This is a genomic window from Chitinivorax sp. B, from assembly GCF_005503445.1.
Lineage (GTDB): Bacteria > Pseudomonadota > Gammaproteobacteria > Burkholderiales > SCOH01 > Chitinivorax.
Genome location: NZ_SCOH01000049.1, coordinates 17621 through 35271, shown reverse-complemented (window position 1 = coordinate 35271; position 17651 = coordinate 17621). Strand labels below are relative to the sequence as shown.

Genomic DNA, 17651 nt, shown 5'->3' with positions numbered 1-17651 from the left:
CATTTAAGGTTATGCCACAACGCTGGATTGTAGAGCGCAGTTTCGCTTGGTTGGAAAAACATCGGCGGCTGTGGAAGAACTGTGAGCGGCAGTTGAATACCAGCTTGCAGTTCTTCCATCTCGCCTTCTTGGCTCTATTGCTCAAAAGACTTTGAACAGGCTCTAAGTCAATATATGCATTAATTGGAATTTATATGTCGGAGTCAATCGATTTGGCCCTCACTGGAAGCGTGCTTCCTGGGCATGATGTCGAGCGGGCGCATGTAGCGCTAGCGCAATTACTAAAGATTACAGAGGTGCGGGCCATTGCATTACTGCAGGGGCAGGAAACGATAATCAAGCGGGGGCTCAATAAATTGCAGTTGCCGCAATATCAGACTGCGTTGGCCAGAATAGGGATTGGTACCAGGGTAATCGAACCTACACCACCTGCTAACCTGATTGCGAATACACACCTCGAAAAGCCGATGTTGACACTGATTGGTGGTGACGGGCATGCGTCCGGTCCGGATGAGATGATCACTTGCCCTGCATGTGGTGCCGAACAAACGCGTCGAACAGAATGTCGTGGTTGTGGAGCGGACATCGAAAAGGCGAGGGCAGTGCTTGCACAGAAGGCCAGGATGGCGAAATTGGGTGAGGTAACTGCATGGCGGCCACCATCTGCCAATTTGCTCAAAGAAGCGCCACTGGAGTATCGGATGACACCGCCCTTTTTCAGTTTCTCGATGGAAGGGCGATATGGGCGGGCACGGTTTCTCGCCTATCAGTTGGCCATGTATTCTTTGATGATGGCAGGATTGGTGATTAGCATGCTGTTGGGATTTGGTGTGCTGGGTGTAACAGCGATGATCAGCGTGTTGCTTGCTACCTCGGTCATGAGTATTCGGTTGACCGTATTACGCTTGCACGATATTGATCGCACCGGAAAATGGGCACTGTTGCTGTTTTTGCCGCCACTTAGCTTCTTTCTCTTCGTATTCCTGATCGTTGTCCCCGGTACAGAGGGTGATAATGATTATGGAATGGAGGATGAGCATCCTTCTATCGTGGTGAAGCTGTGTGGGGGCATATGCGGTATTTTGTTTCTTTTGGGTTGTGTCGGCATGATGTTGGTGCGTTGATCAACCTGGTCAGCCTGTGATGCCGAGATAATCTGTAATCCAATCTGTGGCAAACTAGCCAGGTAGGGTCAGGTTGACTGACCCAAGACAGACGAGGTGGACCATGAAACAAAACAAAGAACTCGACCCTGACACCCTGGCGTTGCTGGAATGGTGTGCCCAAGTGGAGACGGAACTGATCACACGCGGCGCGACCCGGCTTGAGGCACAGGCAAATATCGAAGAGCAGGCCGAATGGTATACGGATCTGTTCTATAACGGTTATTCACCAGAGCAGGCTGCAATCGAAGCGTTGAACAACTGAACGCTTCAATGCCAAGCAGTAAAAAGGCTGCCCAATCTTGGCAGCCTTTTTTTGTTCGGTAGGTGACCAGGTCAAATCAGCTGTGGCGACGTCCCAGCTTCAAGGTCACCGTAATGCTATCACTTTCGGTGTCTTCATCCTTGTCGATGGAAGCAATCTGGTACTTGTCTTGAAATACCAGCTCCAGCCCGGCCATCACACGAATCTTGCGGCTGCCTTTGCGAACCGCTTCCGTCAATTTTTCGGCCGGTACGTCAATGGTGTCAGGTAGCGTGATCTGATCGCGGGCCTCGGTTTTCGCAATGACTTCGGCGACCATTTCAGGGGCGATGAATTCTGATGAAATCTGCTTAATGTCCTCAATCGTCAGGGCCCCGTCGTTGCTGACCTGATCGGTCAGGGCGCGGTTGTATTCAATGGCACGGGTTGGCTCTTCGATTTCATTGGTGACCTGCTTTACCAGCTGGGTCAGCGATTTCAGGCAGGCTTTTTCAGTGGGTTTCTTTTTGACCTTCAGGAAGGATTCCAGCCAGTACTTGGTCTTGTTGCTGAGTTTGTCCACGGCAAATACGGTATAGCTGTCATCCAGGATCAACGCGCCTTTCTGCACCATGCCCAGACTGATGCCACGATCACTGTGCAGGCTGAAGCCACCATCCACTTCTTCGACCGACAGATAAGGTTCGCGAATCTCCGATTTGAAGATTCCAATAGCCTGACAGGGTTCACCATCCTGCTGTACCCCGTTGAAACGTACTACCAACAGATCGCCGGCGCTGACGTTCGGATGTAGCGAATGGGCATATAGATGCTTGGCAATGCTTTCCGATGCATCGCAGAATCGCGTGGGATCCGTAAAGATTTCCTTGCAGAAGTGGAAGATTTCGTTCAGTTCGACGTCTGACTCATGAAAAAACACAAAGCCGTCACCACCACCTTTGACCACGCTGGCCAGATAGTGATGCACCAGCAGTTCTTTCACGCCGCCATCGTCAGTGGCTTCGACACTGGAGAATCGATAACCTTCCTCGCGGGATTTGTTGCCAACCTGATGAATGATGATGTTTTCGACTGTTGCAGATTGAATATTGATCATGGTTCTGGTGGATGGTTGAAAGCGATTGACAGGGCCGGGATGCTGCAATGGCTCTGATGAAAAGGGTCGAAATTCTAACGAGCTGTACGGGGGCTTGTATAGCGTACACAACAGCTTGTCAAACTGGTCTATTTATGTTGATGCAAAGGTCGATGCCCGTGTACCCCCGCAGTATGCGAAGTATGATCAGGATGGTTGCCACGCTCGAACATTTCATGTTCCTCCAATCCTTTGATGATGCCGCATTGCCGGGTTGCGCTACTGATCTGGCATTGCTGGCGCAAGGCCGTCAATTGGGTCTGCAGTGATTGCAATTCAGCGATACGCGCTTGTACATGCTCGATGTGATGATCAATCAACGCGTTGACGTCACCACAATTGTCGTCCGGATGGTCGCGAAACTGCAGTAGCGCACGGATTTCGTCTTGCGTCATGTCTAGCAGACGACAATTGCGAATCAACCGCAACCGCTCCACCAGTGATTCGTCAAAGTCACGATAGTTGCCATCGGTACGGCGCGAAGGCGGTAGCAGGCCTTCTTTCTCATAGTAACGGATGGTTTCCACTGTGCAGTCGGCCAGTTTGGCCAATTCGCCGATTTTCATGTTCCATACTCCGGTGCAGAGTTGACTCTATAGTAGCTTCAGGGTGTTAAATGGACAACATGACTTAACAAAAGGTTGCATCATGTCCGATCGTCATGATCATTCGACCCATCAGCACCGCCATGATCACGATCATGCCGTGAGTGAATGTCCGCCCGAAACATTGTCCCAAACCATGCGCTATCGCATTGCCGGGCCTGTCCGGCATGATCATCGACACACCGACGGTACCTGCTGCGGCAGCCATCAGCCTGCGGTAGTGCCGCAAGCGGAAGTGAACGGCGATGGCCGTGGAGAGTGGGTCACACTACGCATCCAGGCAATGGATTGTCCCACGGAAGAAGGTTTGATCCGACAGCGGCTGAGCAGGATGCCTGCAGTGCTACAACTGGATTTCAACTTGATGCAGCGTACGTTGGCTGTGCGACATGAGCTGGCGGATGTATCCGACTTGCAGGCTGCCATTGCGGATCTGGGGATGCGGGCAGAACAACTATCAAGCCTGCGTCGCACGGCTTTGCACATTGCGCAGATGGATTGTCCAACTGAGGAGGCGTTGATCCGGCAACGTCTGCAAACTATGTCCGGTATCCAGCAGCTGCAGTTCAATCTGATGCAGCGGGTGCTGACTGTTCATCATCAGCCAGATCAATTGGAAGCAATCCTGGTCGAGATCAAGCAGTTGGGTTTTAGTGCGACTGTCCAACAGGTAGCGTCACAGTCCGTGCCTGTGGAAGTGGCCAAACCCTGGTGGCCGCTGGTGATTTCCGGTGTGGCAGCGTTGTCTGCCGAGGCGGTCGGTTGGTTGGGTGTGACCGCCAGTTGGGTGGCACCAGCCCTGGCGTTGTTGGCTGTGCTGACTGCTGGTTTGACCACCTACCAAAAAGGTTGGGTTGCGTTGAAAAACCGCAATCTGAACATCAATGCCTTGATGAGCATTGCGGTGACGGGTGCGCTGCTGATCGGGCAGTGGCCCGAAGCGGCGATGGTGATGTTTCTGTTTGCGGTGGCGGAACGAATCGAGGCGCGTTCGTTGGATCGTGCCAGGCAGGCCATCCGTGGTTTGATGCAGTTGACACCAGAGCAAGCACTGGTCAAGCAATCAGATGATAGCTGGATCAAGATGTCAGCCGAACACATCACGCTTGGTAGCGTGGTGCGGGTAGCGCCAGGTGAGCGGGTTGCATTGGATGGTGTGATAGTTGATGGGCAATCCACAGTCGATCAGGCCCCTATCACAGGTGAAAGCCTGCCTGTCGAGAAGTGCATGGGTGATACGGTATTTGGTGGCACGATCAACCAGTCAGGATCATTTGATTACCAAGTCACGGCTGCGGCAGGCAACACCATGCTGGCGCGGATCATTCATGCCGTTGAGGCAGCGCAAGGCGCACGTGCACCGACTCAGCGCTTTGTCGACCAGTTTTCACGAGTCTATACGCCGGCGGTTTTTGCCATTGCGTTGGCTGTGGCAGTGTTGCCGCCTTTGATTGCGGATGGGGTATGGTTTGACTGGGTCTACCGGGCGCTGGTCTTGCTGGTGATCGCCTGTCCATGTGCATTGGTGATTTCCACGCCAGTTACCATTGTCAGCGGGCTGGCGGCCGCGGCCAAGCACGGCATTCTGGTCAAAGGGGGTGGGTATTTGGAGGCTGGGCGAACCCTGACCTGGCTGGCATTGGACAAAACCGGCACGCTGACACATGGGAGGCCGGCACAGACTGACTTTGTAGCAATCGGTGAGGATGGGGTTGATCAGTATCGTCAATGGGCAAGCAGTCTGGCCAACCGGTCCGATCATCCTGTATCGCAGGCGATTACCCGACAAGCAGCACAGGATAAAGTCGTACCGTTGCCAGTTGAGCAGTTTCAGGCTTTGCCTGGTCAAGGGGTGCGAGGTGAGATTGCTGGCCAGCTTTACTACCTGGGCAATCATCATCTGGTGGAATCGTTGAACATCTGCTCCCCCGTCTTGGAGGCCAAGCTGGACGTGCTGGAGCGGCAGGGTAAGACAGTCGTGCTGTTATGTCGTCCAGAAGGCGTGCTGGCATTGTTTGCGGTGGCCGATACCGTCAAGGATACCAGCCGTGAGGCCATTGCCGAGTTGCATCAGCTTGGCGTGAAAACGTTGATGTTGACGGGTGACAATCCGCATACTGCCGCCGTGATTGGCCAGCAGGTGGGAATGGATGACGTGCGTGGCAATCAGTTGCCGATCGACAAGCAAGCCGCCATTCAAGCCCTTTGCGATCAGCGGCAGGTAGTTGGCATGGTGGGGGATGGCATCAATGATGCACCTGCATTGGCGCAGGCTCACATTGGTTTTGCAATGGGGGCAGCTGGAACGGATACCGCCATCGAGACGGCCGATGTAGCGCTCATGGATGACGACCTGCGCAAGATCCCGCGTTTTATCCGGTTGTCACGTGATACAGCGTTCATTTTGCGGCAAAACATTGTGTTGGCGCTGGGTATCAAGGCCGTTTTCCTTGGCTTGACCATCATGGGGCAAGGTACGATGTGGATGGCTGTCTTTGCCGACATGGGCGCCAGCTTGTTGGTGGTATTCAATGGTCTGCGCTTGTTGCGCCGTTGACGGTAACCATGATGAAAACGGCACCGATCAGGCGCCGTTTTCATCCATATACCCATCAGATTTGATGTCGTGCCAGCTCTGGTATGTGTTCGATATGGCGATAGGCTAGCCAAACCACCAAGCCTAACAGGCAAATGATCGCCCCGACTGCTACCACGCCGGACCAACCCGCGTATTGAAAGGCCTGGCTGGAAGCCAGCGAGCCAATGGCGCCGCCGATGAAATAGCAGGTCATATAACCGCTGGTCACCCGGTTGCGGCTGGCTGCATGCTCACGGTAGATCACATTCTGATTGGTCACGTGCACGGCGCCGACTGCAAAATCCAGTACCAGAATGCCCAGAATCAAGGCCCACAGCGATTGCCCGCCCAGCGCCAATAATACCCAGGAAACCAGCAGTCCAAACAGGCCCCAGGTAGTGGCCGAGCCATCGCCGCCTTGATCTGCCCACTTGCCAACAAGTGACGCGGCCAATGTACTGGCCGCACCCGCTAAGCCGAACAGGCCGATTGTGGCCGCGTTATAGTGATAGGGTGCGGCAGATAGTAACAGGGCCAATGAAGTCCATAGCACACTGAATGCAGCAAATGACACTGCTCCCAGCAACGCTCGTAGCCGCAGCCCGGCGTGTTGCATCAGTAGTTGGGCAATGGAAGCCAGTAACTGGGGGTAACGTAGGCCAGCGGTCGGTCGATCAGCCGGAAGCCTGCGCCATAATATGGCCGCCAGCATCAGCAACAATCCCGCCGCCAACCAATAGATCACGCGCCAGCCACCCCATTGCGACAAGATGCCGGCCGCAGTACGTGCCAGCAGAATCCCCATCAACAAGCCGCTCATGATCTGTCCGACCACTTTGCCACGTTCGTTCGGGGCCGCCATGGTGGCGCCAAGCGGGACCAGAATCTGAGCCACCACCGCAAACAGTCCCGCAATGGCAGTACCTATCATCAGGGTGATCAAGTGTGATGAGATGGCGGAAATCAGCAGGCCAGTAGCGGTCAGCAATAGCATGCCAACAATCAACTTGCGGCGTTCCAGCAAATCACCCAATGGCACCAGTAGCACCAGACCCAGAGCGTAGCCCAGCTGGGCAGTGGTGACCAGCATGCCTGTCGAATGTACTGACACACGCAGATTGCTGGCGATCAGTTGCAGCAAAGGTTGTGCATAGTAATTGCTGGCGACGGCAAGCCCGGTGGTGGCTGCCATCAGCACGATCATGGGTTTGCTCAAAGGTTGAGAAGTAGAAGTCATGTTGTGATCAGTGGGCGCAGATGCAAACGGGCAGCCAGTATGCGTGAATGATTATTCATGATACAAATGCATTGTTGTCATCTTATTAATCTGTTTTTGAGATTTATGATATGAATTTGCGTCAGATCGAGTACGCAGTGGCAGTAGCGGAAGAGGGGGGATTCACGGCTGCTGCCGGCCGATGCCACACGGTACAGTCTGCATTGAGCCATCAGATTGCCCGACTGGAAGGTGAACTGGGTGTCAGCCTGTTTGAGCGCACGTCACGGCATGTACAACTGACACCTGCAGGCCATGTTTTTTTGAATCGCGCCCGACAGGTTCTGGAGAGTGTCGCCTTGTTGCGCAGCGATGTTGCCTCTGCTGCGGACGAGATACTGGGTACCTTATCGGTTGGCACCATTGCCACCATGACTGCCGTCGATCTGGTCGATTTGCTGGCCCGCTATCGGCAATATCATCCCAAAGTAGATATCCATTTGTATGAGAGTGGCAGTGACGGTTTGCTGCAAGGTATTCGTGAACGCACACTGGATATTGCCTTCATCGGCTTGTGGCCTGGTAGCAAGGTGGATGGCGTTGAATTGCAGGCATTGTCAGACGAGCAACTGGTGGCCGTCATGTCACCAGCCCATCCGCTGGCCGCACAGACCCTGCTGGGGCTGGTGGAACTGGCATTGCATCCGATGGTCGATTACCAGGCCGGTTCCAGTGCTCGTCGGCAGACGGATGAGGCCTTTGCCGCGGTGGGCGTGGGCCGCCATGTTAGTTTCGAAATCAGCCATGTCGATTTGATGTACCGCATCATCCGTCGTGGGCTGGCCGTGGGGTTGATGCCGGAAAAGGTCGCGGCGGGCTATACCGATCTGGTGTCGATCCGCTTGCGTGACGAAGCTCGGCGGCGCCTGTATTGCGCTTGGAGCCATACACCGAGCGCGCCTGCACGGGCTTTTTTGAGCTTGATTCAGTAAGTTAAATATGGGTGCATTGTGACAACGTATGATTTTTGCAGCGATACGATGAGTTTGTTTGTAGGGCATTTATGCTGACAGATTGTTGGGAAGACGATGAAACGACCAGCTTATTATCTGATCATTGATTTTGAAGCGACTTGTTGCAACCGACGCAGCATTCCTAGCCGTGAGATGGAGATCATCGAAATCGGGGCGGCTATGGTGCAAGGCGAGTCCCTGCAGGTGGTTTCCACATTCCAGAGCTTCATTCGGCCGATTCGGCATGCCCGGCTGACTACCTTTTGCACCGAGCTGACATCCATCACGCAGGCTGATGTCGACGCCGCACCGCATTTTACCCAGGCGGTTTCAGCGCTCAAGGCATGGTTGGGGCAGTACCCGGGTTACCTGTTCGGCTCTTGGGGGGATTACGATCGCAGGCAGTTGCAGCAGGATTGTGGCCTGCACCAGGTACCGTATCCCATTGCCAGCGAACATCTGAATGTGAAAAAGGCATTTGCCGTGCAGCAGCAACTGAGCCGGGCATATGGGTTGGGACAAGCTATCCAGCTGGCGGGTTTGCAGTTTGCTGGTACGCAGCACCGTGGTATCGATGATGCTTTGAATATAGTACGTTTGTTACCTTATGCATTGGGGCAACAACAATTACCGGATGATGCGGAGCGAAAATGGAAATCACACCACCCGATTTGAATCGGTTTCGTGGTTGTTTACTCGGGCTGGCTACAGGTGATGCCGTGGGTACCACGGTGGAGTTCTGTTGCCGGGGTACCTTTACACCAGTCACTGACATGATAGGTGGTGGCCCGTTCGACTTGGCTCCCGGGCAATGGACCGATGATACGTCAATGGCTTTGTGCCTGGTTCATAGCCTGCTGACGCGTCGGGGGTTCGATGCCATTGACCAGATGAACCGGTATTGCAACTGGATGAACTATGGCTATTTGAGCAGTACGGGTAATTGTTTCGATGTGGGAATGACAGTAGCTGCTGCATTGCGTGAATACCAGGCATCCGGTAATCCCTGGCAAGGCAGCCCAGATCCCCACAAAGCTGGCAATGGCGCCTTGATGCGCTTGGCTCCAATCCCCATGTTTTATTTCAACGATGTTGAGCGGGTAAAGCATTACGCTACCGAAAGTACTCGTACCACCCACGGTGCGGAAGAATGCATCGAAGCCAGCCGGCTGTTTGCCGGTATGCTGCGAGGGGCTCTGGCTGGTTGTGACAAGGCAGAAATTCTATTCAAGACATCGCCGACTGGTTTGGCACCTTTTCACACGGAAGCGGTCAAAGCATTGGCAGCAGGAGACTGGGTGGACAAGCCAATCGAATCGATTCGTGGTAGCGGGTATGTGATCGAGAGTCTGGAAGCAGCGCTGTGGTGTTTCTACCATACCGATACATTTGAAGCGGCCATTTTGCGGGCGGTCAATTTGGGGGATGATGCGGATACCACAGCTGCAATTTGTGGCCAATTGGCAGGTGCATTTTATGGAGAGTCGGGCATTCCCGGACATTGGCGAGAAAAGCTTTATATGGCACCGGAAATTGGAGAATTGGCTGAGCAGTTGGCAATAGGTCAATATGAACATGGTTGACTTGCTATTATCAATGGTGATATTAATAAAAAGAATTGAATGAAATAGGTGCAGTGATGAAGCAAATGATCAATACCATAACCTGTCCAGTCAAGCGTTCTTGCGCCTGTGTATTGGCTAAGGGTGATTGTGTATTGAGTTGTCTTTTATCATAGCCCGACGCTTTTAATGCGACGGGTGATGGCCCGCCGGATTGTCAAAAAGCCCGGTTGGACTCCCACCGGGTTTTTTGTTGTTTATTTTTCAGGATTTAATCATGCGTACCTACGACAAACTGATTGCATCAATTCAAGCAAGCCAAGGGCCGGAGAGCTTGCGCTCGACCTTTGGCAGTGCCTGGGTGATCGGTTTGCCGGCTTGGTCCGCGCTGATCACCGATGCGCAAGTAACCTAGCCTTTCGCTGATAGCAAGCGGAAGGCCCAATGTGCCTTCCAGGTAAGGATAAACCCTGGTGGGCAAACTCATCAGGGTTTTTGCTTTTTAGGTGATTAAAATGGAAAACAGACAATTAAGAAACATCGGCATCATTGCACATGTGGATGCAGGGAAAACCACGACAACCGAACGCATCTTGTTTTATACCGGTGAGCGATATCGTGTAGGTGATGTCAATGATGGCGACACTGCCATGGATTTTGACCCACAAGAAAGAGCGCGTGGCATCACGATTAATAGTGCGGCTACCACAGTATTTTGGCGTGATCACCAAATTAATTTGATTGATACGCCTGGTCATATTGACTTCAATATTGAGGTCAATCGATCGTTACGTGTATTGGATGGGGCTGTGGTGGTGTTTGATGGGGTGGCAGGAGTTGAGCCACAGACTGAGACCAACTGGCGTCTGGCGGATCAATACCATGTGCCACGATTGGCATTCATCAACAAGTTGGATCGCGTCGGTGCGGACTTTCTGCGTGTGGTGGCCATGTTACGCGAACGACTGGCGGTTACACCGCTGGTGCTGCAATTGCCGATTGGCAGTGAGCAGGATTTTCGCGGCGTGGTGGATCTGGTGTCGATGAAAGCGTTGGTATGGCCAAGCAGCGAAGCCGGGGTCCGCTATGAAGTCGCTGATGTCCCGTTGAATATGGCTGAACAGGTGGAACACTATCGCCGACAGTTGATTGAGCTGGCGGTGGAACAGGATGACGCCTTGCTGGCTGCTTACCTGGAAGGCACCATACCAACGGTAGCGCAGTTGCAGGCAGCCATTCGCCACGGCGCATTGGCTGGACGCTTCGTCCCGGTGTTGGCTGGCTCCGCGTTTCGCAACAAGGGTATTGAGCCCCTGTTGGATGCGGTGAATGCCTACTTGCCATCCCCGACGGATCGTATCAATCAGGTAGATGACCACATATTACTTGCCGATCCTACTGCACCGTTGGCTGCCCTGGCTTTCAAGGTCACGACGGATGATCATGGTGCGTTGACCTTTCTGCGTATTTATCGTGGGCAGATTCAAGTTGGTGAGACGGTGTTGAATGCCGCCACTGGCCAGCGTGAGCGGATTGCCCGTGTGTATGAAATGCACGCCGACAAAAAGCAGGAACGGAGTATTGCACAGGCAGGTGCAATTGTGGCCGTAACGGGCTTGAAATCTACCACGACCGGTGACACCTTGACAGCGCTGGATCATCCTATTGTGCTGGAGCGCATTATCGTGCCTGACCCAGTGATTGATGTGGCATTGGAGCCAACGACTCAAGAGGAAATGCAAACCTTGCACAAGGGCTTACATGCCTTGCTGCAGGAGGATCCCAGCCTGCATCTGCGTACCGATGCGGAAAGCGGCCAGATGATATTGTCTGGCATGGGTGAACTGCAACTGGATGTGACATTGGAAAAGTTGCGCAGCCGTTACCGGGTTGCGGTACGTGTTGGCAGCCCGCAGGTTGCTTATCGCGAGACCATTACCAAAACGGTGCAGGTTACCCATCTGCACAAGAAGCAAAGTGGTGGGCCCGGTCAGTTTGCTGAAGTCCGGTTACAACTTGAGCCGTTATCGCGCGGCAGCGGTATTGTGTTTGAAAGCAAAATCACTGGCGGCGCCATCCCACGCGAATTTATCCCAGGCGTAGAGGCGGGTATACGCCGCGCTGCAGAAAACGGCCATGTCGGCGGCTTCCAGACTGTCGACATGAAGGTCACGTTGCTGGATGGCACATTTCACGAACGTGATTCATCTGCGATGGCTTTCGAGCTTGCCGCAGCAGCAGCCTTGCGTGAGGGGTTGACCAAGGCCGCGCCGGTGGTGCTGGAGCCCATGATGCACGTAGAAGTTGTCACACCAAGTGAATATCTGGGTGCTTGCATTGGTGACTTGAACCGCCGTCGTGGTCAGATTCACGACCAACTGATGCGACACAATGCATCGGTGATCGAAGCGTTGGTGCCGTTGAAAGAGATGTTCGGTTACATCGGCCATCTACGCGCGTTGACTGCCGGACGTGGCAATTTCAGCATGCAGTTTGAGCAATATCAGCCAGTGGCAGAGCACCGCGTGGCAGAAATTGTGCATGCTTGAGTGAAATAGGGCAGGGAGACCTGCCTTATTTTTTGTTTTGCAGATCCGGCCATGAACTGGACCATGGCAGGCATTGAGGCCGTGGCGTGCGTATCACATGGTGCGGCAATTGCAAAGTAAGTCACTGCAACCTTATCGACTGGCTGCTGCGTGGCAATGGCAGGTAACGATGTGGTCATTGACCATGCCCGTTGCCTGCATGAAGGCATAGCAGATAGTGCTGCCGACAAACTTGAACCCGCGCTTGGTCAAATCTTTGCTCATCGCATCTGATTCAGCCGTCTTGGCAGGTACATCTTTTTGAACTGCCCAGGTATTCTGACGTGGCTGGCCGCCGACAAACTGCCAGATGTAGGTGTCAAAACTACCGAATTGATCCTGTATCTTGAGAAAGGACTGGGCATTAATCACAGCCGCGCCAACTTTCAAGCGATTGCGAACAATACCGGGATCGGCCAGCAGTGCGGCCTGCTTGGCTTCGTCATAGCTGGCGATTCGTCTGGCATCGAAATGATCATATACCTCACGGTAGTGGGCTCGTTTGTTCAATACGGTGATCCAGGATAAGCCGGCTTGTACCCCTTCCAGTATCAGGTACTCGAACAACAGCCGATCATCACGTACGGGAACGCCCCATTCTTCATCGTGATAGTGTTGATATAAAACGCTATCGGTTACCCAATCACATCGTTTGATGGTGTTCATCAGAATATTTTCCCGACAATTTTGAATGGCGAGTGTATAACAAACGCACGCCGCTGGAGCTTTTCCCATGTTGGGTCATCAGACCTGTAAAGACGCAAAACAAGTCTTAAACAATGAGGATGGAGCTTCAAACTATGAATTATCAGCAGTTTCATGAATGGTCGATCAACGACCCACACGCTTTCTGGGCAGCGCAGGCCAAGCTCATTGAATGGCAGGCACCGTTCACCACGGTACTGGATGACAGCTGTTTGCCATTCACCCGCTGGTTTGTCGATGGCCGGACCAATCTGTGTCATAACGCCCTGGATCGGCACTTGGCAACACGTGCTGATCAGCCAGCACTGGTTTACGTTTCAACTGAAACCGGTATCGAGCATCAATACAGTTTTGCCGAGCTATATGCCGAAGTGAATACTTGCGCCGCGGCATTGCAGGTATTAGGCGTACATAAGGGCGATCGCGTAATTATCTACATGCCGATGGTGGCTGAGGCCATTTTTGCCATGCTGGCCTGCACCCGAATCGGGGCCATCCATTCGGTCGTGTTCGGCGGGTTTGCATCACATAGCCTGGCCAGCCGAATCGATGATGCCAAACCCAAAATATTGTTCACTGCCGATGCCGGTATGCGTGCCGGAAAGCGCATCCCATACAAACCGTTGGTGGACGAGGCGTTACGCTTGGCTAAGCATCCACCCCAGCAGGTCATTATTGTCAACCGGGGATTGGATACCCAGATGACCCGGCAGGTGGGACGTGATTATGACTATGCCGAACTGCGCCGGCAGCATTGGGGAGCGCAAGTGTCGGTAACGTGGCTTGAATCTAACGAGCCGTCGTACATCCTTTATACCTCTGGTACCACAGGTAAACCGAAAGGTGTGCAGCGTGATACGGGGGGCTATGCCGTGGCATTGGCCGCGTCAATGAAATACCTCTACGATGGCCAAGCTGGGGAGACCATGTTTTCCACCTCAGACATCGGCTGGGTAGTTGGTCACTCCTATATTGTCTATGGCCCATTGATTGCGGGGATGACTACCGTGGTCTACGAGGGTACGCCAATCCGGCCGGATGCCGCCATCTGGTGGAAGCTGGTTGAACAGTATCGGGTAAAGGTCATGTTCAGCAGCCCGACCGCGATTCGGGTACTGAAAAAACAGGACCCAGCTTGCCTGACACGACACGATGTCAGCAGTCTGAGGCGGCTTTATTTGGCTGGTGAACCACTTGATGAACCCACGGCACGCTGGATTGCCGATGTGCTGGATATCGAGATTGTGGACAATTATTGGCAAACAGAGACGGGCTGGCCGATTTTGTCTGGCCATGTCAGTGTCGAATCGATTCCGAAAAAGTATGGTTCACCAGGTCTGCCAGTCTACGGTTTTAACGTCAAACTGCTCAACGAAGCGACAGGCCTGCCGGTGCAGGCTGACGAGAAGGGAGTCCTCGTCATTGTGTCACCCTTGCCACCGGGTTGCCTGAGTACGATATGGGGCGACGACGAACGCTTCGTCAATACCTATTATGGCAACTTCAACGAATCAGTGTATTCCAGCTTTGATTGGGCGCGGCGTGACAGGGATGGCTATTACTTCATTCTGGGTCGCGCTGATGACGTGATCAATGTGGCGGGACATCGATTGGGAACACGCGAAATCGAGGAGGCGATTTCCAGCCACCCGGCTGTTGCCGAAGTGGCAGTAGTTGGAGTGGCCGATGAGGTGAAAGGGCAGGTGGTGATGGCCTTTGCTGTCTTGAAGCATGCAGAAGACTTACACCTTGGTAGTGCGGAATTGGAGGGGAGTGTGATGAGTGTCGTGGATGCCCAACTGGGTGCAATTGCCCGACCTGCACGTGTCCATTTCGTCAACCTGCTGCCAAAGACTCGATCCGGCAAGCTATTGCGTCGTTCCATTCAGGCATTGGCAGAAGGTCGTGATCCTGGCGATTTGACCACCTTGGATGACCCGGGTGCGTTGGAACAGATACGGATTGCCGTACAGACCTGCCGAGGGTAATACGCCGATGTCGGGGTTAAGCCGCTGGGCTTACCCCGTCTGTCGTCAAATGTGCGATGGCGGCGTTCACCGCATCGACCAAGCCAGGTGATTGCAAGATCTGGTCTGTAATGACATCGGCCATCTGGTAGAACGCCGGGTCATTCATCAAATGCTCACCCAGTTCCTTGAGCAATATAGCCTCAATGAAGGCTTTGATGCCTTTGCGCCCCCGGTCAGGATCATCATGCGCTATGGCTGACAAACTGGTTGCCACACGTTGTTCGATTGAGCGTGATGGTGTATGGGATTTACCAGAGGCGCCGGATGGACGATGGCGTGCACGTTGGTGTGACTTGGTTTCAGCCAGCTGCTTTCTGATGACGGAAACAATGGCAGCCAGATTGCCCACGGAGCTGATAGGCGTCGTCATGAGTTGAGGTCGATAGGAAATGGTTGGCGAAGGATATCCTGCCACCGTGCCTGACACAATAACAGCGGTGCAGGTAGGGCAACGGGTAAGGGTATGCATGGGTGGGTCAGCATGTGACATCCAGTGGCGCGCCTGTCGCCATTTCTGCCCGTAGTTTGGCCAGTGCACCCTGATGCAACTGCGACACACGTCCTCGGGTCAGATTCATGATTTTGCCGATGTCTTCGAAGCATAGTTGCTGCATGTAGTGATATCGAATCACTTGCGCTTCGCGATGAGGGAGTTTTGGCAGCAAGGAATGTAGATATTTTTTCAGTTGCCATAGTTCCAGAGACGTATAGGCTGCCGGAATGCTGGTTTCCTCAGTCAGGTAAAGTCCGTCCTCCTCCAGCATCATGCCGAGTGCCAACCCGATTGCAACGGTGGCGATACGCTCGAAGGACGCCATCACACCGTTGTTGTGGGATGGCAAGTCGGTATCAACGGATTGTATCCGATCACGTATACGTTTCTGAACTTGCAGCTGTTTCTGGCGTTCAGTGTACTGTTCCAGTCCGTTCAGGACAGCCCCATTGATCCGATAGCTGGCATAGGTAGTGAAAGCGGCATTGTTTGTGTTGTTGTATCGGTCAACGGCTTCGATCAGGCCGATTGAGGCCAGTTGCAGGAAATCCAAGAAATCAATTTCATCGGTGGTGCGTTGTGCATAAAGCTTGGCCGCCAGCATTCTGGCGAAGGGTAGATAATTGGTAATCAGCCGCTCGCGAGCATCCGCACTCTGGGCGCGTGCTTGCACCCAGAGTGCCCGCTCTTCATGTTCGTCCCACTGCTCCCAGGATGGTCGGCCAGCTTGTTGCATCGTTTGAACATATCACCGGACAGGGACTGCTATTGGAAAGTGCCCAGTAAGGCACGAATCAAAATGTTCCAGCCATCGATCAGTACAAACATCAATAACTTGATCGGTAGGGAAATGGTCACCGGTGGCACCATCATCATTCCCAGGCCCATCAAAATGGCTGAGACGATCAGATCAACCAGCAGAAACGGCAGAAAAACCATGAAACCAATCTGAAATGCAGTACGCAACTCCGACAGCATGAAGGCAGGGATCAATTGCACATTGTTGATATCGTCGATGGTTTTGGGTTGCGGACTGTGTGAGATGTCAACCATCAACGCCAGATCTTCCTCTCGTGTCTGTCGAACCATGAATTCACGAAAAGGCTTGAAGCCACGCTCCATCGCTTGTTCGGTACTGATCTTACCTTGCAGATAGGGTTCGAACCCGGCCTGATTCGCCTCTTTGATGGCGGGTGACATGGTGAACAGCGTCAAGAACAGTGCAAGGCTGATCAATACGGTATTGGGTGGGGTTTCCTGCATACCCATCGCGTGCCGCAATAGCGACAGTACGATAATGATGCGCATGAATGCGGTGATGGACACCAGGATGGCCGGCACCAGACTTAATACCGTCAATCCCAACAGCAATCTGACAGAGTTGGCAGCATCCAGCCCCTGACCGGCAGGGCGGATCTCCAACCCCGGCAGACTGATGCCGCCAGTACCGGCGGCAAAAGCCGGAAAGGTGATCAAGGTGAAAAGCATGGCTACCGCCAACAATGCGACGTGGCGGTGTTTCATTTCAGACATCGACGGATTTCTCTTCTTGATTGGGTAAGGGGTGACGATGTCGCTGCAAAATGGTGACGCCGCTGGCACTCTCGGCAATCAGTAAATCTTCTTCATCAAAGCGGACGACCAAAAGCTGTGTGCCAGGGGATACGCGCAAGCGTTCCTGCAGAACCAGCCGTTTGTTGGACGGACGCAACGAACCCGTGATCCCGAGGCCATACCGGCGAATCAGCAAGGCGATGCCCAAGGCCGATAGGCCAGCCACGACCAGCGCACCGATCATGCGCATCACCATATCGTCTTCACCTGACGTGGCACGCTTGAACGGGATGGGTTGGCTCGCAGGGGCTGGTGAGGATTCGGCAGGCACGGCTCGACCGGCTGGCGTTGTAAACAGTAGGCAGGTTGTCATGCAGGCCGCAAGCAAATGGCGCATCAGCTTTCCTGAGGCAGTTCAGTGATTCGCACGCCAAAATGGTCACCGACCGCGACCAGTTGGCCTCGTGCCACAATGTGTCCATCCAGTATCAGGTCGACGGGTTCATCGGTCAGTCGATCCAGTTTGACGACAGTATCTTCCTTCATTGCCATCAAGTCTGATACCAGCATGTCAGCATTGCCCAGTTGGGCTGCCAGCCGGACTTTAACGTTGCGAATGACGGACATATTTGACCCAACCAGCGATGCCCCTGCTTTGGCAGGATTTTTCAGTTCTGGCAGATCGACAAGTTGTGTGGTGTTTTCAGCAGGGTTGGTGTCGTTGGTATCGCTCACGTTCATCAC

Annotated in this window: 19 protein-coding genes; 10 read left to right on the top strand and 9 right to left on the bottom strand. The window is 53.5% G+C overall.

What is annotated here, in order from left to right; translation table 11 throughout:
- From FFS57_RS21365 to FFS57_RS21355, 3 genes are all read left to right on the top strand, one after another.
- Positions 1 to 155: transposase (locus tag FFS57_RS21365; RefSeq protein WP_171014125.1), on the top strand; the 155-nt coding region annotated here is incomplete at its 5' end.
- Between the two features lie 39 nt (positions 156 to 194).
- Complete coding sequence (locus tag FFS57_RS21360; RefSeq protein WP_137939857.1) at positions 195 to 1124, top strand: DUF805 domain-containing protein; 930 nt, start codon at positions 195 to 197, stop codon at positions 1122 to 1124.
- Positions 1125 to 1227: 103 nt separating this feature from the next.
- Positions 1228 to 1428 (top strand): hypothetical protein, encoded by a 201-nt coding sequence (locus tag FFS57_RS21355; protein ID WP_137939856.1) that lies wholly within the window; start codon positions 1228 to 1230, stop codon positions 1426 to 1428.
- A 76-nt stretch (positions 1429 to 1504) separates the two neighbouring features.
- Here FFS57_RS21355 and FFS57_RS21350 read toward each other — a convergent pair whose 3' ends face one another.
- Positions 1505 to 2524, bottom strand: coding sequence for a nucleoid-associated protein (locus FFS57_RS21350; protein ID WP_137939855.1), 1020 nt, complete (start codon positions 2522 to 2524; stop codon positions 1505 to 1507).
- 128 nt (positions 2525 to 2652) lie between these two features.
- Complete coding sequence (cadR, locus tag FFS57_RS21345; protein ID WP_137939854.1) at positions 2653 to 3129, bottom strand: Cd(II)/Pb(II)-responsive transcriptional regulator; 477 nt, start codon at positions 3127 to 3129, stop codon at positions 2653 to 2655.
- A gap of 175 nt (positions 3130 to 3304) precedes the next feature.
- Here cadR and FFS57_RS21340 point away from each other — a divergent pair, with 175 nt between their 5' ends.
- Complete coding sequence (locus FFS57_RS21340) at positions 3305 to 5725, top strand: heavy metal translocating P-type ATPase (RefSeq protein ID WP_137939861.1); 2421 nt, start codon at positions 3305 to 3307, stop codon at positions 5723 to 5725.
- 55 nt (positions 5726 to 5780) lie between these two features.
- Here FFS57_RS21340 and FFS57_RS21335 read toward each other — a convergent pair whose 3' ends face one another.
- Complete coding sequence (locus FFS57_RS21335; protein ID WP_137939853.1) at positions 5781 to 6983, bottom strand: MFS transporter; 1203 nt, start codon at positions 6981 to 6983, stop codon at positions 5781 to 5783.
- A 110-nt stretch (positions 6984 to 7093) separates the two neighbouring features.
- On the opposite strand from FFS57_RS21335, the gene FFS57_RS21330 reads away from it, so the two are divergent.
- The 5 genes from FFS57_RS21330 (at position 7094) to fusA (ending at position 12086) form a co-directional block, all read left to right on the top strand.
- Complete coding sequence (locus tag FFS57_RS21330) at positions 7094 to 7954, top strand: LysR substrate-binding domain-containing protein (protein ID WP_137939852.1); 861 nt, start codon at positions 7094 to 7096, stop codon at positions 7952 to 7954.
- Between the two features lie 96 nt (positions 7955 to 8050).
- Positions 8051 to 8650 (top strand): 3'-5' exonuclease, encoded by a 600-nt coding sequence (locus FFS57_RS21325; RefSeq protein ID WP_137939851.1) that lies wholly within the window; start codon positions 8051 to 8053, stop codon positions 8648 to 8650.
- Entirely contained in the window at positions 8626 to 9558 is a 933-nt protein-coding gene (locus FFS57_RS21320; protein ID WP_137939850.1) for an ADP-ribosylglycohydrolase family protein, read from the top strand. Before FFS57_RS21325 ends, FFS57_RS21320 begins: the two co-directional genes overlap by 25 nt.
- 256 nt (positions 9559 to 9814) lie before the next feature.
- Entirely contained in the window at positions 9815 to 9952 is a 138-nt protein-coding gene (locus FFS57_RS25320) for a hypothetical protein (protein ID WP_171014124.1), read from the top strand.
- A gap of 100 nt (positions 9953 to 10052) precedes the next feature.
- Entirely contained in the window at positions 10053 to 12086 is a 2034-nt protein-coding gene (gene fusA, locus FFS57_RS21315; RefSeq protein ID WP_137939849.1) for an elongation factor G, read from the top strand.
- A 132-nt stretch (positions 12087 to 12218) separates the two neighbouring features.
- Here the strand turns inward: fusA and FFS57_RS21310 are convergent, their stop codons facing one another.
- Positions 12219 to 12791: a DNA-3-methyladenine glycosylase I gene (locus FFS57_RS21310; protein WP_137939848.1), complete on the bottom strand. Its 573-nt coding sequence runs from the start codon at positions 12789 to 12791 to the stop codon at positions 12219 to 12221.
- Between the two features lie 134 nt (positions 12792 to 12925).
- Between FFS57_RS21310 and FFS57_RS21305 the strand changes: the two genes are divergently transcribed.
- Positions 12926 to 14818 carry a propionate--CoA ligase gene (locus FFS57_RS21305; RefSeq protein WP_137939847.1) on the top strand — a complete coding sequence of 631 codons (1893 nt, stop codon included), beginning with the start codon at positions 12926 to 12928 and terminating at the stop codon, positions 14816 to 14818.
- Positions 14819 to 14834: 16 nt separating this feature from the next.
- Here the strand turns inward: FFS57_RS21305 and FFS57_RS21300 are convergent, their stop codons facing one another.
- The 5 genes from FFS57_RS21300 to FFS57_RS21280 form a co-directional block, all read right to left on the bottom strand.
- Complete coding sequence (locus tag FFS57_RS21300) at positions 14835 to 15230, bottom strand: hypothetical protein (protein ID WP_137939846.1); 396 nt, start codon at positions 15228 to 15230, stop codon at positions 14835 to 14837.
- 106 nt (positions 15231 to 15336) lie between these two features.
- Positions 15337 to 16089, bottom strand: coding sequence for a sigma-70 family RNA polymerase sigma factor (locus FFS57_RS21295; protein ID WP_137939845.1), 753 nt, complete (start codon positions 16087 to 16089; stop codon positions 15337 to 15339).
- Positions 16090 to 16118: 29 nt separating this feature from the next.
- Positions 16119 to 16886 (bottom strand): flagellar type III secretion system pore protein FliP, encoded by a 768-nt coding sequence (gene fliP, locus FFS57_RS21290; protein ID WP_249384105.1) that lies wholly within the window; start codon positions 16884 to 16886, stop codon positions 16119 to 16121.
- A complete protein-coding gene (locus FFS57_RS21285) occupies positions 16879 to 17304 on the bottom strand; it encodes a flagellar biosynthetic protein FliO (protein WP_137939844.1) in 426 nt (141 codons plus the stop codon). Before FFS57_RS21285 ends, fliP begins: the two co-directional genes overlap by 8 nt.
- The gene (locus tag FFS57_RS21280) at positions 17304 to 17642 is read right to left on the bottom strand and encodes a FliM/FliN family flagellar motor switch protein (RefSeq protein WP_171014123.1); all 339 of its coding nucleotides are present in this window, start codon (positions 17640 to 17642) and stop codon (positions 17304 to 17306) included. Before FFS57_RS21280 ends, FFS57_RS21285 begins: the two co-directional genes overlap by 1 nt.
- Positions 17643 to 17651: the final 9 nt, after the last annotated feature.

What these genes read in the sequence shown, in the direction of transcription:
- FFS57_RS21360 (WP_137939857.1), top strand. Translation starts at nt 195, where the DNA reads ATGTCGGAGTCAATCGATTTGGCCCTCACTGGAAGCGTGCTTCCTGGG.
- FFS57_RS21355 (WP_137939856.1), top strand. Translation starts at nt 1,228, where the DNA reads ATGAAACAAAACAAAGAACTCGACCCTGACACCCTGGCGTTGCTGGAA.
- FFS57_RS21350 (WP_137939855.1), bottom strand. Translation starts at nt 2,524, where the DNA reads ATGATCAATATTCAATCTGCAACAGTCGAAAACATCATCATTCATCAG.
- cadR (WP_137939854.1), bottom strand. Translation starts at nt 3,129, where the DNA reads ATGAAAATCGGCGAATTGGCCAAACTGGCCGACTGCACAGTGGAAACC.
- FFS57_RS21340 (WP_137939861.1), top strand. Translation starts at nt 3,305, where the DNA reads ATGCGCTATCGCATTGCCGGGCCTGTCCGGCATGATCATCGACACACC.
- FFS57_RS21335 (WP_137939853.1), bottom strand. Translation starts at nt 6,983, where the DNA reads ATGACTTCTACTTCTCAACCTTTGAGCAAACCCATGATCGTGCTGATG.
- FFS57_RS21330 (WP_137939852.1), top strand. Translation starts at nt 7,094, where the DNA reads ATGAATTTGCGTCAGATCGAGTACGCAGTGGCAGTAGCGGAAGAGGGG.
- FFS57_RS21325 (WP_137939851.1), top strand. Translation starts at nt 8,051, where the DNA reads ATGAAACGACCAGCTTATTATCTGATCATTGATTTTGAAGCGACTTGT.
- FFS57_RS21320 (WP_137939850.1), top strand. Translation starts at nt 8,626, where the DNA reads ATGGAAATCACACCACCCGATTTGAATCGGTTTCGTGGTTGTTTACTC.
- FFS57_RS25320 (WP_171014124.1), top strand. Translation starts at nt 9,815, where the DNA reads ATGCGTACCTACGACAAACTGATTGCATCAATTCAAGCAAGCCAAGGG.
- fusA (WP_137939849.1), top strand. Translation starts at nt 10,053, where the DNA reads ATGGAAAACAGACAATTAAGAAACATCGGCATCATTGCACATGTGGAT.
- FFS57_RS21310 (WP_137939848.1), bottom strand. Translation starts at nt 12,791, where the DNA reads ATGAACACCATCAAACGATGTGATTGGGTAACCGATAGCGTTTTATAT.
- FFS57_RS21305 (WP_137939847.1), top strand. Translation starts at nt 12,926, where the DNA reads ATGAATTATCAGCAGTTTCATGAATGGTCGATCAACGACCCACACGCT.
- FFS57_RS21300 (WP_137939846.1), bottom strand. Translation starts at nt 15,230, where the DNA reads ATGACGACGCCTATCAGCTCCGTGGGCAATCTGGCTGCCATTGTTTCC.
- FFS57_RS21295 (WP_137939845.1), bottom strand. Translation starts at nt 16,089, where the DNA reads ATGCAACAAGCTGGCCGACCATCCTGGGAGCAGTGGGACGAACATGAA.
- fliP (WP_249384105.1), bottom strand. Translation starts at nt 16,886, where the DNA reads ATGTCTGAAATGAAACACCGCCACGTCGCATTGTTGGCGGTAGCCATG.
- FFS57_RS21285 (WP_137939844.1), bottom strand. Translation starts at nt 17,304, where the DNA reads ATGCGCCATTTGCTTGCGGCCTGCATGACAACCTGCCTACTGTTTACA.